Origin of the sequence: Enterococcus sp. AZ078 (assembly GCF_051714985.1) — a bacterium.
In the GTDB taxonomy this organism is placed as follows: Bacteria; Bacillota; Bacilli; order Lactobacillales; family Enterococcaceae; genus Enterococcus_B; species Enterococcus_B hirae.
On record NZ_JBIOSW010000001.1, the window covers coordinates 2,536,118 to 2,550,000 of the forward strand.

11 protein-coding genes, 1 rRNA gene and 1 pseudogene are annotated in these 13,883 nt (G+C 35.8%); 4 read left to right on the forward strand and 9 right to left on the reverse strand.

All coding sequences use genetic code 11. The annotated features are described in order from the left end of the window. Positions 1 to 102: 102 nt before the first annotated feature. A complete protein-coding gene (gene ade / locus IGJ18_RS11855) occupies positions 103 to 1,836 on the forward strand; it encodes an adenine deaminase (protein WP_438843358.1) in 1,734 nt (577 codons plus the stop codon). Between the two features lie 114 nt (positions 1,837 to 1,950). On the opposite strand, the gene trmB is transcribed toward ade, so the two are convergent. From trmB to IGJ18_RS11875, 4 genes are all read right to left on the reverse strand, one after another. Further along, entirely contained in the window at positions 1,951 to 2,604 is a 654-nt protein-coding gene (trmB, locus tag IGJ18_RS11860) for a tRNA (guanosine(46)-N7)-methyltransferase TrmB (protein WP_010720901.1), read from the reverse strand. Between the two features lie 138 nt (positions 2,605 to 2,742). Then, on the reverse strand, positions 2,743 to 3,525 hold the full coding sequence (locus IGJ18_RS11865; RefSeq protein ID WP_010720902.1) for a phosphotransferase family protein: 783 nt from the start codon (positions 3,523 to 3,525) through the stop codon (positions 2,743 to 2,745). 179 nt (positions 3,526 to 3,704) lie between these two features. Beyond that, a complete protein-coding gene (locus IGJ18_RS11870) occupies positions 3,705 to 4,916 on the reverse strand; it encodes an ABC transporter permease (RefSeq protein WP_438843359.1) in 1,212 nt (403 codons plus the stop codon). Then, positions 4,909 to 5,646 carry an ABC transporter ATP-binding protein gene (locus IGJ18_RS11875; RefSeq protein ID WP_438843360.1) on the reverse strand — a complete coding sequence of 246 codons (738 nt, stop codon included), beginning with the start codon at positions 5,644 to 5,646 and terminating at the stop codon, positions 4,909 to 4,911. Before IGJ18_RS11875 ends, IGJ18_RS11870 begins: the two co-directional genes overlap by 8 nt. Positions 5,647 to 5,781: 135 nt before the next feature. Here IGJ18_RS11875 and IGJ18_RS11880 point away from each other — a divergent pair, with 135 nt between their 5' ends. The 3 genes from IGJ18_RS11880 (at position 5,782) to IGJ18_RS11890 (ending at position 7,734) form a co-directional block, all read left to right on the forward strand. After that, positions 5,782 to 6,216 carry an HIT family protein gene (locus IGJ18_RS11880; RefSeq protein WP_010720905.1) on the forward strand — a complete coding sequence of 145 codons (435 nt, stop codon included), beginning with the start codon at positions 5,782 to 5,784 and terminating at the stop codon, positions 6,214 to 6,216. Beyond that, positions 6,209 to 6,547 (forward strand): YtxH domain-containing protein, encoded by a 339-nt coding sequence (locus IGJ18_RS11885; protein ID WP_010720906.1) that lies wholly within the window; start codon positions 6,209 to 6,211, stop codon positions 6,545 to 6,547. The genes IGJ18_RS11880 and IGJ18_RS11885 overlap by 8 nt, the downstream gene beginning before the upstream one ends. A 176-nt stretch (positions 6,548 to 6,723) precedes the next feature. Beyond that, positions 6,724 to 7,734 carry a peptidylprolyl isomerase gene (locus tag IGJ18_RS11890; RefSeq protein WP_010737066.1) on the forward strand — a complete coding sequence of 337 codons (1,011 nt, stop codon included), beginning with the start codon at positions 6,724 to 6,726 and terminating at the stop codon, positions 7,732 to 7,734. Between the two features lie 172 nt (positions 7,735 to 7,906). On the opposite strand, the gene IGJ18_RS11895 is transcribed toward IGJ18_RS11890, so the two are convergent. The 5 genes and pseudogenes from IGJ18_RS11895 to rrf all read right to left on the reverse strand — a co-directional run bounded on the left by IGJ18_RS11895 (position 7,907) and on the right by rrf (position 13,878). Next, on the reverse strand, positions 7,907 to 8,122 hold the full coding sequence (locus IGJ18_RS11895) for a hypothetical protein (RefSeq protein ID WP_010720908.1): 216 nt from the start codon (positions 8,120 to 8,122) through the stop codon (positions 7,907 to 7,909). Positions 8,123 to 8,273: 151 nt separating this feature from the next. Further along, complete coding sequence (locus tag IGJ18_RS11900; protein ID WP_010720909.1) at positions 8,274 to 9,218, reverse strand: 3'-5' exoribonuclease YhaM family protein; 945 nt, start codon at positions 9,216 to 9,218, stop codon at positions 8,274 to 8,276. After that, positions 9,202 to 11,921: pseudogene (locus tag IGJ18_RS11905) on the reverse strand (AAA family ATPase). Before IGJ18_RS11905 ends, IGJ18_RS11900 begins: the two are co-directional and overlap by 17 nt. Beyond that, positions 11,918 to 13,138 carry a metallophosphoesterase family protein gene (locus IGJ18_RS11910; RefSeq protein WP_088745263.1) on the reverse strand — a complete coding sequence of 407 codons (1,221 nt, stop codon included), beginning with the start codon at positions 13,136 to 13,138 and terminating at the stop codon, positions 11,918 to 11,920. Before IGJ18_RS11910 ends, IGJ18_RS11905 begins: the two are co-directional and overlap by 4 nt. A gap of 624 nt (positions 13,139 to 13,762) precedes the next feature. Next, positions 13,763 to 13,878, reverse strand: a 5S ribosomal RNA gene (gene rrf, locus IGJ18_RS11915). Positions 13,879 to 13,883: the final 5 nt, after the last annotated feature.

Sequence of the window (13,883 nt, forward strand, 5' to 3'; positions counted from 1 at the left end):
GTCTTTTTTCTAATACTATTTTATTTTTGTATCATTAAATGCTAAAAGATGGGCAAAATCCGAATTTATGTTATACTATTAAAAATTTATTTTGGAGGGAACATGGTGGAATCATTACGAACAAAGCATATTTTAGTCGCTGGGAAAAAAGAACCAGCTGATCTGGTAATCAAACATGCACAAATCGTCAACGTTTTTACAAAAGAAATCCTAACCGGTGATGTTGCGATTTGTGACGGTAAAATCGTGGGGATCGGTCAATACAAAGGCAAAGAAATCTATGATGCAAAAAATCAATACCTCGTACCAGGACTTATTGATGGGCATGTGCATATCGAAAGTTCACTTTTATCTCCAAGCGAGTTTGCAAAAATTTCTTTATTACATGGCGTCACCTCGGTAATTACTGATCCTCATGAAATAGGAAACGTAGCAGGAAGTATTGGGCTTGATTTTATGATTGAAGATGCCCAATCCGTACCAATGAATATTTTTATCATGCTGCCATCCTGCGTTCCTGTAACACCTTTTGAAACAAGCGGCGCAGTGCTAGACGCCCAATCATTCATTCCTTTTCTTGATCGTCCTGAAGTGTTGGGACTTGCTGAAGTGATGAACTACCAAGCTGTTGCAAATAACGAAAAAACCATCATTGATAAATTACAATTGATGCATGAGAAAAATATGAAAATCGATGGTCATGCAGCTGGTATTCAAGGAGATGAGCTAAACGTCTATTTGACAGCTGGTATAAAAACCGACCATGAAGCGACTAACGCACAAGAAGCAAAAGAACGTCTAGCTTTAGGGATGTATTTAATGATTCGAGAAGGGACAGTTGCAAAAGACCTCGAAGCACTCCTTCCCGTTGTAACACCAGAAAATTCACGACGTTGTTTATTTGTCACGGATGATAAACTGATCGATGATCTGGTTGCAGAAGGCTCTATCGATCACATCATACGCCAAGCAATCCATTTAGGAATGGAACCATTACAAGCTATTCAAATGGCCACACTAAACGCGGCCGAATGTTTTGGCTTAAGTCAGCTAGGCGCCATCGCACCTGGCTATCAAGCTGATTTCTTTTTAACCAATGATTTAACGACTCTTCCAATCAATACTGTCTTTTCTAATGGAAAAATCGTAGTAGAGGATGCACAATTGAATCTGGAACAATTTCCGAGACAAAAAAATACTTATGCTCAAAAATTACCAAAAATGGATGTGAAACCATTAACGGTCGATTCTTTTGCTTTACCACTTTGTACTGAAAAAGCCCACATGATCGAAGTCATTCCTAATAGTTTATTGACCAATGATTGTCTCGTAGAAGTAGACACAAAAAACGGTGTCTTTGTTCCTTCAATTGCCAACGACCAACTAAAAATTGCTGTGATCGAACGTCACCATCGAACAGGAAATGTTGGTGTTGGGATCGTTAAGGGATTTCAACTAAAGAAAGGAGCTCTTGCAACAACTGTTGCGCATGATTCCCATAACATCGTCGTGGTGGGAACGAATGACGAAGATATGTTAATAGCAGCAAACCAATTAATCAAAAAAGGTGGCGGAATGATCGCTGTTGCAGATGGTCAAGAGTTGGCTTGTTTACCCTTACCAATCGGTGGCTTAATGTCTCAAGAACCTTTTTTAGCTGTGAATGAGCAGTTAGTTTCCTTAACTAAAGAAGCACATGCGTTAGGTGCCAGTCAATCATTCGATCCATTTTTAACACTTTCATTTTTAACATTATCTGTCATCCCCGAATTAAAGATCACAGATAAAGGCTTATTTTCATTTTCTAAATTTAACTTGATTGAACCTTCTATATAAAATAAATACGAAAATATTTTGTCCTACAATTTTTCCTTGCTCGAACAGCTGCATCTACAAAAAAAAAGCAACCGAAACAAAAATGTTTCGGTTGCTTTTGATTAAATGAAGTCATTATTTCTTCGTTTTATCTGGAAATTGAGCTTCAACACGATAGATTCTTTGACCTCTTGAAGAAAATTTTTCTTCGTATTCAGTCATGATATTTCCTTCATATTTACTTTGATGTAAATCTAACCATACTTGTTTGATGATCATGCCGTATTGAGAAAAACTAGCTAATGAATATTCAAATAGTCCTTGGTTATCTGTTTTAAAATGGATTTCTCCTTTAGGGCGTAGAATTTGTTCATCCACCGCTAAAAATGTATGATACGTTAACCGGCGTTTTTCATGTCTTTTTTTAGGCCACGGATCAGAAAAGTTCAAATAGATTTGATCAATCTCACTATCTGCAAAATATTCCGTCAACGCTGAACCATCAACATGCAATAGTTTTAAATTTGGTAATGGTTGTTCAATTAATTTATCTAAAGCAATTGATACAACGCTGACTTGCATTTCTACCCCGATATAATTGATTTCAGGATGAGCCTTAGCCATTCCTGTGATAAACTGACCTTTTCCCATACCAATTTCAATATGGATCGGCTGCTCATTACCAAATAGTTCGTTCCACTTACCTCTCCACTTGGTTGGTTCACTTATTACTAGATCTGGATGCGCTGCTAGCATTTCAGCAGCACCTGGACGATTACGTACACGCATGAAAACTCCATTCCTTTCTTTCCTAAAAAAATAAAGATCAGACAAGTGATGTTCTACTCTTCTGATCTTAACTCTGAATAAATAATCGACAATAAATGCTTTATTCGTACACCGTACTCATTCTTTTTGACTCTTTGCTCAACCACTAAAAATTCTTTTCAACTGTAAGATCTCTTCATTCATTCGTCGATGATCTTCACGCTGACAATATCGGGTAATCTCTTGTAAAAGATTCATCGCAGCATACCAATGTAATTTTTCTAATATCTCATCCGTTGGGCGAATCCCATAAGTAACGAGCCATTGATTCCAATTAGATAATGGAACATAATTCCCTAAAATCGTGGCAATATCCACCGCTGGATCAGCAAACATAATTGAATCCCAATCAACTAGATACAAATAATTTTTGCACACTAACCAGTTCCGATGATTGACATCTCCGTGTACAACTGCAAAGTTCTCTTTATCCATCTGTGGAATTTGTTGACGCAAAAACTGGTGAACGATTTGTAAAAATCGATTCTTTCTGAGTGTCTCAGGTAACTCCAGTTCATATTGTTGCAACATTTTTTCTGGTGTCATCACTCTACCACCGATCCGAGTCAACATCGTTTTAAGTGAAGCAGAATGATGCAAATGATACAAGACATCAATAACATCATTTCGCTGGCCGATCTCGGTCGGAGTTAATAAACGTCCTTCTAGCCATTCCTGTGCTGTTAAGGTATCGCCATTTCCTGTCCGTTTCGTCCATACCAGTTTTGGTGTAATTCCTTCTCGGGATAGTGCAGCAAGCATTGGAGTCGTATTGCGTTTAATAAAGACCTTATCTTCATCGCGCATGCCTATGTATGTTTTTCCCGTATCACCTTTGATTGGGCGTAAACGCCATTCTTGGTCTAACTGAAACTCCATCATGCATTCTCCCGTCCTCTAAACTCTATGATTTGCAGTACTTATTATTCTAGTCGCCTAAGCCCCGAACGTCAAGCACATATACGTTCTTTTTTCCTGTATTCCTCTCTAAAAAACCATCTTTTATCAAAAAAACGAGAGAAAAAGCAAATCTGCCTTATTCTCTCGTTTTTTCACCTCTTTTATTCGTTCATTTTCTTTATCCGAGTCGGTGTATAGATTTTAATAAACAAGCCGATGACAATCAAATAACTGATAATCGGTATGAGTTTGTCTAGACCATTTAATACGATCGCACCAATCAATCCAAAAAGACTAGCGGCAATCAGCAAAAGATTTAACAATAACTTTTGCAGCGCAACTTCTTTTTGCTTTTCCGTGATTGGATAAAGTTGGACAAGTGTCATGTAACGAAATTGATTGTATAAAGGAATCACTTGGAATCCGATCAAATAGATAAAAAGCGCCCCAATAGCAGTTATAAAATAAACATCTTCAATACCTGCAATCAAGATACTTCCAATCAACACTAAGCGTAAGAAAAGGCCACTGAAATCAGAACCTCTAATAAATCTTCTGACATAAAGATAATAATAAGTATTATCTTTCGTTTTCTTCGTATGTTGAAGCAACGGGTCTAAATACCTTCTTCTTTTGACTTTAGAAGTGATTTCCGGCACGTCAGTGAAAAGATTGATGAATTGATAGATTTGATGTAAACGTTGCTCTTCTTTTTGTATCATTTTTTCCCAATCCAACCGATACGTCATATTTTTCCATAAAAACCAAAAGTAAATATTTAATTGAATCAACATAGCTAACAATCCAAGCCAGAGCCATCCATAGACCGTAAGCAACAAGATCAGCAATGTCGAAAGATACCAAGAAGCTTTCCATACCATCAATTTTTTCTCTTCAATTCGGAAAAGCTCCACTCGTTTGATTTGTAGTTGACTACTCTTCAATCCCCAGAGAATCAGTAAATAAACGAAATAAAAAGAAAAAGGCCGCCCGGTTGTCACAACCACGAGGGGCATTGAAAAGCCACAAGCTAGTCCTAAGAACAGAAAAGGAAATAGACTGGAATAAAGAAAAGCTCGTTGGAGATACTGATGCATCTCCTTTTCTTTCGGTAGTAGAAAAACCAGATCGGCCGCTTGCGTGAAAGTGGCAAATTTACCAAAAAACAAACAAATAAACCAAAAGATCGTAAGGATAATCCCACCCATTTGAAAAGGAGTCGTTAACGTTTTTAACCAGTTTGAATAGTAAAAGCCGACTCCGCCAAATAGAAATAAGCAAACCAATACAAAATGATCATTTAGTACATAACGCAAATACTTCATCATTTTTTTCTGGTGTTTTGCTAATCGCAATTGAAAGAAATTATTCATGATCCTGCTCCTTTGTCAAGGAGATATAAATTTCATCCAGTGAAGAATCAGGTAGTCGGAATTCCTCCTGTAAGTCTTTTAAGGTTCCATCTGCACGTATTTCTCCATTGTGCAGAACTACAAAACGATCACAATATTTTTCTGCCGTAGCTAAAATATGCGTAGACATCAAGATCCCTGAACCTTCATTTTTCATTTCTACCATTAGTTCTAGAAGAGCATTGATTGCTAATGGATCTAATCCTAAAAAAGGCTCATCAATAATGTACAAAGAAGGCTCGATCAAGAAAGCACACAAGATCATTACCTTTTGTTTCATCCCTTTTGAAAAATTGGCTGGCAACCATTCCAAACGATTCTCTAAACGAAACGTATGTAACAATTTCTCAGCTCGTTGCATCGCTATATCGATTGGAATATCATAGGCCATCGCAGTCACTTCGATATGTTCTCTTAAAGTTAGTTCTTCATATAAAGAAGGCGTTTCAGGTATAAAACCGATTTGTTTTCGGTATTCTTCAGTATTTTTTTTCAAACTCAGATCATTAATCGTGATAGATCCTTTTTTTTGTTCTAAGAGGCCAATGATATGTTTGATCGTTGTACTTTTTCCAGCGCCATTTAAACCGATCAATCCCACCATTTCGCCAGGCTGTACACAAAAACTAATATCTTTTAAAACAGGTAGATGTCCATAGCCACCTGTTACATGTTCCACAATTAGACTCATAATTTTTCCTCCGTCGTTCGATTGTTTTTATTATACCATGAAGAAAACGAAGTCAATTTATTTTTTTTCATACAAATCTTTGAACATATGGTAAAGTTAACATAAATAATATGTTTGATGGAAAGGATGTTTCCTATGGAAAACTGTATCTTTTGTAAAATTATTAAGCAAGAAATCCCTAGTTATAAAATCTACGAAGACGAAAAAGTCTATGCATTTTTAGATATATCCCAAGCGACAAAAGGACACACACTAGTTATTCCAAAACAACACGTTTCTGATATTTTTGAATATGACGAAGTACTAGCAGCTGATGTCTTTTCACGTATCCCTAAAATCGCTCGTTCAATTGAAGAAGCTTTTCCTGAGATGCAAGGACTAAATATCTTGAATAATAACCGTGAATTGGCTTATCAATCTGTATTTCATTCACATGTCCATTTGGTCCCTCGCTATAGTAAAGAAGATGATTTTTCGATCCACTTTGGTAACCATCAGTCAGAATATAGTGCGGAAGAATTGCAACAAATTCAACATACCATTGTAAAGCAGGTGAAGAACATTGATTAAAAACTTTTTAAAAGGAATCGTTTTTGGAACGACCGTTGGAGCTATATCTGGATTGTTATTTGCTCCTAGAAGCGGGAACGAAACCAGAAAAAAATTGATTGCTGAACTAGACGAAGCAACGGAATTAACAAATGATTTAAATAACAGTCTTAATAATTTCAAACAAGCATTAGTTGACACAAAAGAAACAGCTAATACTTTGATCCCCGCTTTTCAAGAATCAATGAAAAAAGATATTGAAAATTTTAAATTTCAAGCAGAACCAAGAATTGCACAAATCCAAGAACAAGTTGAAAAATTAACAAATGATTTGCCACAAGACATGCAATAATGCAGAATTTTATAACACTTTTGATTTTAATTTTATTGTTTTTTTAATTTTTAGTTAGGAATGTGATCAAAATTTGAATTTTATTTGAAACTATCACGAGAACGTTTTTATTAATAAATAGATATGGTATAGTTATTATTGTAAGAATAATAATAAATCACAGGAGAGCAATTTTAATGAAAAAGAAAAAAATAATTTTAGCTGCAACTAGTGCGCTAGCTGTATTAGCATTAGCTGCTTGTTCAGGTAGTACAAATAAAGACATCGCCACAATGAAAGGCGGAACTATCACGGTTGAAGATTTTTATAATGAAGCAAAACATACGCAAAACAACCAACAATTAGTTCAAAATATGATTATTTACAAAGCCTTTGAAAATAAATATGGCGATAAAGTAACGGATAAAGATGTCAATGCTGAATACAAAAAGAATGAAGAAACTTACGGTGACACCTTTAAATCACAATTAGAAGCAGCTGGTTATACAGAAGACTCATATAAACAAGCACTTAGAAGCAGTTTAGTATTAAAAGCTGGTATAAGTGCTAACGTCAAAGTGACAGAAAAAGATTTAAAAGAAGCTTGGAAAACTTTCCATCCAGAAGTTGAAGCACAAATCATTAAAGTAAGCAGTGAAGATGAAGCAAAAGAAGTGAAAAAATCAGCAGATGATGGAACTGATTTTGCGAAACTGGCAAAAGAAAAATCAACCGATGAAGCAACTAAAAAAGATGGCGGAAAAATCAAATTTGACTCTCAAACGACAGATGTTCCAACTGAAGTGAAAGAAGCAGCCTTCAAATTAAAAGATGGTCAAGTATCTGACGTTATCTCAGCGACAAATACAACTTCATACTCAACAGATTATTATGTTGTAAAAATGGTCAAAAACCAAAATAAAGGCGATGACATGAATAAATACAAGAAACAATTAGAATCAATCGCCCGAGATACAAAAGAAAGTGATCAAGACCTACAAAAAGAAATTATCGCTAAAGTATTAAAAGAAGAAAATGTAAAAGTCACAGATGATGCCTTTAAAAATGTATTAACGCCATTTACTATGGAAACAGCTAATACCAATACATCTGAGTCTAAAACAAAATCAACAAAATCTTCTGAATCTAAAACAACTGAATCAACAAAAACTTCTGAATCATCAACAACTGAATCATCAAGCAAATAAGATGAAAAAAACAGACCTATCCAGGTCTGTTTTTTTTGACGCTATAATTTCTAAGAAGGATCGTGATTTCCACCTTATTTTTATAAAAGATAAGCATATATTAAAACACCAAAGTAAATGATTGACTTTGATGTTTTTTCGCTACCTATTCACTTTGACAAAGAGCTGTTTTTTAGTAACTGATTCTGGTCATCAGTGTAACGATCGTTGCAAACATAGCAAAAATACAAATAAAGACGCCCGTAGTCGTTAAAGTAATCAAAGCAATCTTGGATTTGTTTCTCAATTTATAAGCCATATACAACAAACATACTGAGAAGAAAATTCCCAATACCCAGAAAAATAGCGGATCTCTTTGAACGCCAAGAGATTGGATATAATGATTCATTAACTATTTTCCCCCTATTAGTAAAACGGTTTCTCATCTGACTACAATCTTACACTATTGTAGATTTTTATCAATAACAAAATAAATTTTCCAATAATAAAGACACGTAGGCTCACAAGTAGTTCGTGTTAGGCTACGTGCCTTTAGTTATCTATAGTTCTTTGGGAACATAGAAACTACGGTTTTCCATTCCAAAAATCCGTTCAGTGTATTTTCCAGGTTCTGTTTGACGAATCGACGTCAACATCATTTGCATTGAAGCATCGAGATTATCGATCTGATGTAAGATTTCTGCTTCCATGATACGTGGTCGAACCGGCGATCCGTATTCTAATAAGCCGTGATGTGCTAAGACCATATGTCTTAATACCAAAACATCTTCATCTGCTTCATTTATTTTCAATGCGATACATGCTCTCGTGATTTCTTCATCTACTAGTACCAAATGCCCCACTAGATTACCCGCTAAAGTATATTCCGTACTCATCGGTCCAGATAATTCAATCACTTTTCCGAGATCGTGTAAAATGATTCCTGCGTATAACAACGATCGATTCAATTCTGGATATTCATCAGCAATCGTTTTACCTAAATGCAACATAGTCAATGTGTGGTAAGCTAATCCACTCGCAAAAGCATGATGATTCCGTTTTGCTGCGGGAAATTCAAAAAATTGCTTTTGATATTTATTTAGTAAATGACGGACAATCCGATTCCAATGAGCATTTGTTATATCAAATAATAATTGATTGATTTCTTCTTCCATTTCTTCTTTTTTCAAAGGAGCCCTTTCCATATAAAAACTAGGATCACTTGGCTCTTCAAGTTTAGTCAATCGCATATGCAAAATCTTTACTTGTGGGTTTCCTTGATAGATTTCCCGCTTCCCACTTAAGAAAACAACTGTCCCAGCAGTAAACTTGTTGATCTCTTCTTCAGAAGCATCCCAATATTTGCCATCAATCGTTCCAGACGTATCTTGAAAAGTAAATGCAATAAATTTTTTTCCGTTTTTCGCAACTCTGACATCAGCATTTTTAATTAAAACAAACAATTCAAATTGTTCATCGACAACTAATTCACGAATTTTTTTCATTCTTTATACATCCTTTAATATATTCACAGATTGTTGAAGCTCCTGATAATAGCTTACCATTTCTTGGTCAGAAGAAAAACAAATAACTTGATAATTTTGGCCGAAATCAGCTAACAATTTGGCTAATTGATATTTTCTTTGATGGTCATAATGCAACCAACCGTCATCTATGATGATTGGACAAATCGAACGTTTTGATTCTAACGATAGGTAGGCAAAGCGCATGGCCATAATCAGTTGATCTTTCGTTCCTGTAGATAATTCATAAATGGGAAAATCAGTTACACCGTCTGTTAGTGTCAAAGTATCATTTCTCAATAAAATCTCTTGGTAATGATTTTGTGTTAAGACTCCTAAATAGTGACCAGCAGCTTTTAACAATTGTGGTAATTGACGTTCACTCATTTCTGTAGACAGATCCCCTAAAAAAGTCCCAGCGACCATTAGACCGCCCCAATGTTCCATCAGTTGTTGCAGTTGTGCTCTCAATAAACTTTCTTCTTGGTACATCTCATCCAACGTACCATCTTTTTGTAATTCCTCGATTTGGATCTTTAACCGCTGACGTTGTTCGATCAATTGTTTTTCTTCAAACTGATACTGCCGTTGTTTCTCTTGATTATGATACAGTTCAGTACTTAATTGCTCCCGTGTCCGTTTTTTTGGAAAAAGTGGCGCGAGAATCTCATCCAACTCTTTTAGTCGTTGAAGTTGTGTTTTTGTTTGTTGCGCTTTTTGCAAATAAGCAGCTACTTCGGATGGATAAGCAAGTCCGACCTGTTCCATCTGTCCGCTATAGTGTTCGATCAAACTTTTTTGTTTCTTTTTCAATTGGTTGATTTCTTGTTTCAATAGTGTATTTTGTTGATAACTTCTAGCGAATTTCAATTGCTCCATTTCTTGGATGAAGTTCGTTAAAAGCACCATTTTTTCAGCGATTCCTTTATCTTGTAACGGTAACCATTCCTTAATCAATTCAAACTGACGATCAAGCTGTACCAACTTTTGTTGAATCTCATTTGCTCGTTCTTGTTTCTTGATCAAGCGGCTATACAAGTCTTGATAATCGGATACTTCATGCCCATATTCCTTCATCGCTTCTAAGGTATTCATCGTTCCTAAGTGATGGACCTTTGTAAAATCGAAAGCTTTTTGTTGGATTTTTTGTTGTTCAATCACTAGCTTGTTTTTACTTTGATTAATCTCTTCGATTTGGGCTAACGTATTGTCTAATTGTCCCAGTTTTTCTTGCCACTTACCTTTGATTTCTGATAAATCACTTTTCTGACCATTCAGTGATTTCCTTTCATAAAATGAATACCCCAATGTACCTAAGGCTAATAAAAAGACTCCTAGTTTCCAAGGCATTGGTAGGAAGATCCCCACCACAAAAAAGAATCCGCCGATAATAGCAAACGGTGTTTTGTTCTTTGAACGAACTTCTGAAGGTGCCGACTGTAATAATTCTGGATGTGTGGCTTCTAATTGGTTGATCTCCGCTTCAATCGTCCGCTGCTGCTCTAAGACGATTTCTGATCTGATTGATAATTGATTGACTTGTTCTTTCAACAAACGATTTTCAGAAAATAGTTGTTGCCACTCTTCAGTATGCAAAAATTCTTGTGGGTCTTGTGTCCGTTGCCATTGCCAGCTTTGTTCTAAAATTTTTAATTCTGAATCAATTTCTCGTTCTTCCACTTGGAGTCTTTGCCACTCATTCAGCCAATGTTCGATTTGTGTTTGCTGTTGTTGCAATTCTTTTAGTACTTGCTCTTGTTCCAAATAGAAATAATATCGTGCCAACTGTTGATCCATTCCGCTATGTTTTTCTAAAGTAGCTTCGAGCTCATCTAGGCGTTCCGTCATCTGCTGGTAGCGTTTAGTGAATTCCTCTAAGTCTAAAAGCAACTGTTCTTCAGGAACTTGTGGTAAGGTATTGGCTTTAAGTGTTTGCCACTCTTCGTATAAAGAATAATTCAGATCTTGCTGCTTGATCTGAGAAATTTTTTCGTTTATCTCTTGGAGTTTTTTTTGTAGCTCTCTTTGATCTTGACTGTAGGCTTGTTCTTGTCGAACGAGTTCACCGAAAAAAGATTCCTGCTCTTGTTTTTGATGGACTCTTTCTTGAAGGTTCTTCCACTCATTCAATTTCTGATTGATAAGCAGTTTCTGCCCTTTTTTCTTAAAAAGCTGTTGGGCTTGCTGATAATATTCTTGTCTTTTTTGAAAAACATACGAACTACCCGTAATCCCTAATGAGATCAGTGCATCATGTAATTCTTTTTCTCGTAGATGATCTAGTTCAGTTAACTGTTCTTGTTGAAAAGTAAAAACCTGCTGAAATAAATCCTTTGTTAGTGGAGAAAGTAATTTCTCTAATAATTCATCACTTCCCTGTTGCTCATTAAAAAGGACTTTGGATTTCCCACGATTTTGCTGTTTGTAACGTTCAACTAGTATTTCTCCATGAACTGGATGTTCTAACCAAATTTTCCCACCATAGGCAGCCCCATCTTTCGGCGTATAGTCTTTTTTCTTCTTTCCTTTTGAAGGGAAGCCAAATAATACAGCCTGAATAAATTGGTAAATCGTTGACTTGCCTGCTTCATTTTCACCGTAGATCAATTGATTTCCAGAAATAAAATCAAATGTTTTTTGTCTCCACTTACCAAATGCAGCTATTTCGATTCGAAGGATTCTCATATACTTTCCTCCTCAAACACAAAATCTTGCTCCAGTATTGCCTTGGCTTTAGTCAAGGTACCTTCCTGATATTCAGGTAAATCATTCATCAAGCGAACCGCATCAGGATGACTGTACATCTCACCTAAAATCTGATGGAAATCTTCACTTACCCGATAAGTTTCAAAGAGTTGGTCAACTAATGTCTGTGAGACCTTCAACGATACTCGATTCATTCTTTCATCTTCCTTAATAGATATACGCCAAATAAGTAAATTTGTAGATAGGTTGGCTATTTTTTCCATTAAATACTCAAGTAATTCGCCAGAATAGATTCGATCAATCACTTCTTGGTTCAAGTGATGATACTCTGTTACCTTTAAATCTAACAACGTCAGTTTTGGATTTCCCATAGTTAACTGCTCTTGGATCACTTGTAACACGTCTTGCGTAGTCCGAGCTGTTTTTAAAGAAACGGTCTTACTCTCCCAGTATACTTCTGCGACCTCTAGCGGAATCGTCTGGCATTCACTGGAGGTCAATTCAACCAATAAAACATTTCTAGCTGTCTGCTCTTTTTGGGTATGGCCTTGAGGTGCCCCTGGATAATTCATTGTTTCTTTTTCGTTTAAAGACATTGGCACATGGATATGTCCTAATGCCCAATAATCATAGCCTTTTTCCTGCATTTTAGACGGCTGAAAAGGTGCATAGTTTCCCCGCTGATTGCTCCCTATTTCGCCATGATACAGACCGATATGATAATCCACTGAGTGTCGTAAAGGAAATTCAGCAACTTTATCTCCCTGTATCCATTGGTGTAAATAACTAAACCCGCTGATGGCGACCTTTTCCCCTTTTTTAGATAAAAATGTCTTTGTTTCTACCTCTTCCGAAGTAAATAAATGGACATTTTCGGGAAAAGTAAACCAGTAGCGCTCTGATTGATAATAATCATGATTTCCAAATGTCAAATAGACAGCAATCTCTTTTTCATTCAATCGTTCGATTTGATCAAAAAAATGTTTTTGGATTTTTAATGAAGGACGATTTTGATGGAAGGTATCTCCCGCAAGTAAAACAAAATCAACTTCATTTATTATAGCCTTGTCTACAATATTTGCTAAAACTTTTAAATTAACCTCTAATAATTTTTCCTGTACCGATTTATCTAAATTTACTAGTCCTTCAAAAGAGCGATCGATATGTAAATCAGCTGCATGGATGAATTTAACCATCGAGTGTCCTCCTTTTTACTCAAGATGAATTTATGCCTTATCCGGCTTTATTTGAATAATTTTTATAAAATAGGTACTGCTTTATAAAATTATATGCCCTTTTATCATACCATTTTCATTGCTTTTTTTCATCAAAAACCGAAAATTTGTTCGCATTCACTCGAATAGATTACTCCGACCAATTCTCCCCTTGCTTTATGCCTAACTTTTTTGTATTTTATGGTAAAAGTAGAAGCATGAGGATTATTTACTCCTTTTTCTCTAAAAGGATAGAAAAAGAAAATGGGGAATTAACACACTGTCTTTTGATATGTAGCGTAACTTGTATTTCCAGCTGTCTATCTTTAATCTGTTTGCAAATTTCAGTGCAATTTTTTTACTTGGCAGCCTCACTTCGTCAATCAACCTGTTAACTATACTTAATTTTGTCACCTTTTATCTTTTACTAAAAACCAGCTAAATAGGAGGAATACCTCGCTTTTCCATCTTCATTGTTTTAATATACCTTTGTTTGTAAAAAAGCTAGGAACAATCCCAAATACGATTATTCCTAACTTTTTATTTTCTCTTAATTTATGCAAATAAAAAAGCAGATGAACTAAATTCATCTGCTTTTCACCATTTGCGTGGCGACGTCCTACTCTCACAAGGGGCAACCCCTCACTACAATCGGCGCTAAGAAGCTTAACTTCTGTGTTCGGCATGGTTACAGGTGTATCCTTCTCGCTATCGCCACCACACTGTG

Bases quoted from the DNA above. Each gene is read 5' to 3' on its own strand.
- trmB (WP_010720901.1), bottom strand. From the start codon at position 2,604: ATGCGTGTACGTAATCGTCCAGGTGCTGCTGAAATGCTAGCAGCGCAT.
- IGJ18_RS11900 (WP_010720909.1), bottom strand. From the start codon at position 9,218: ATGAAAAAAATTCGTGAATTAGTTGTCGATGAACAATTTGAATTGTTT.
- IGJ18_RS11895 (WP_010720908.1), bottom strand. From the start codon at position 8,122: ATGAATCATTATATCCAATCTCTTGGCGTTCAAAGAGATCCGCTATTT.
- IGJ18_RS11870 (WP_438843359.1), bottom strand. From the start codon at position 4,916: ATGAATAATTTCTTTCAATTGCGATTAGCAAAACACCAGAAAAAAATG.
- ade (WP_438843358.1), top strand. From the start codon at position 103: ATGGTGGAATCATTACGAACAAAGCATATTTTAGTCGCTGGGAAAAAA.
- IGJ18_RS11875 (WP_438843360.1), bottom strand. From the start codon at position 5,646: ATGAGTCTAATTGTGGAACATGTAACAGGTGGCTATGGACATCTACCT.
- IGJ18_RS11880 (WP_010720905.1), top strand. From the start codon at position 5,782: ATGGAAAACTGTATCTTTTGTAAAATTATTAAGCAAGAAATCCCTAGT.
- IGJ18_RS11890 (WP_010737066.1), top strand. From the start codon at position 6,724: ATGAAAAAGAAAAAAATAATTTTAGCTGCAACTAGTGCGCTAGCTGTA.
- IGJ18_RS11910 (WP_088745263.1), bottom strand. From the start codon at position 13,138: ATGGTTAAATTCATCCATGCAGCTGATTTACATATCGATCGCTCTTTT.
- IGJ18_RS11865 (WP_010720902.1), bottom strand. From the start codon at position 3,525: ATGATGGAGTTTCAGTTAGACCAAGAATGGCGTTTACGCCCAATCAAA.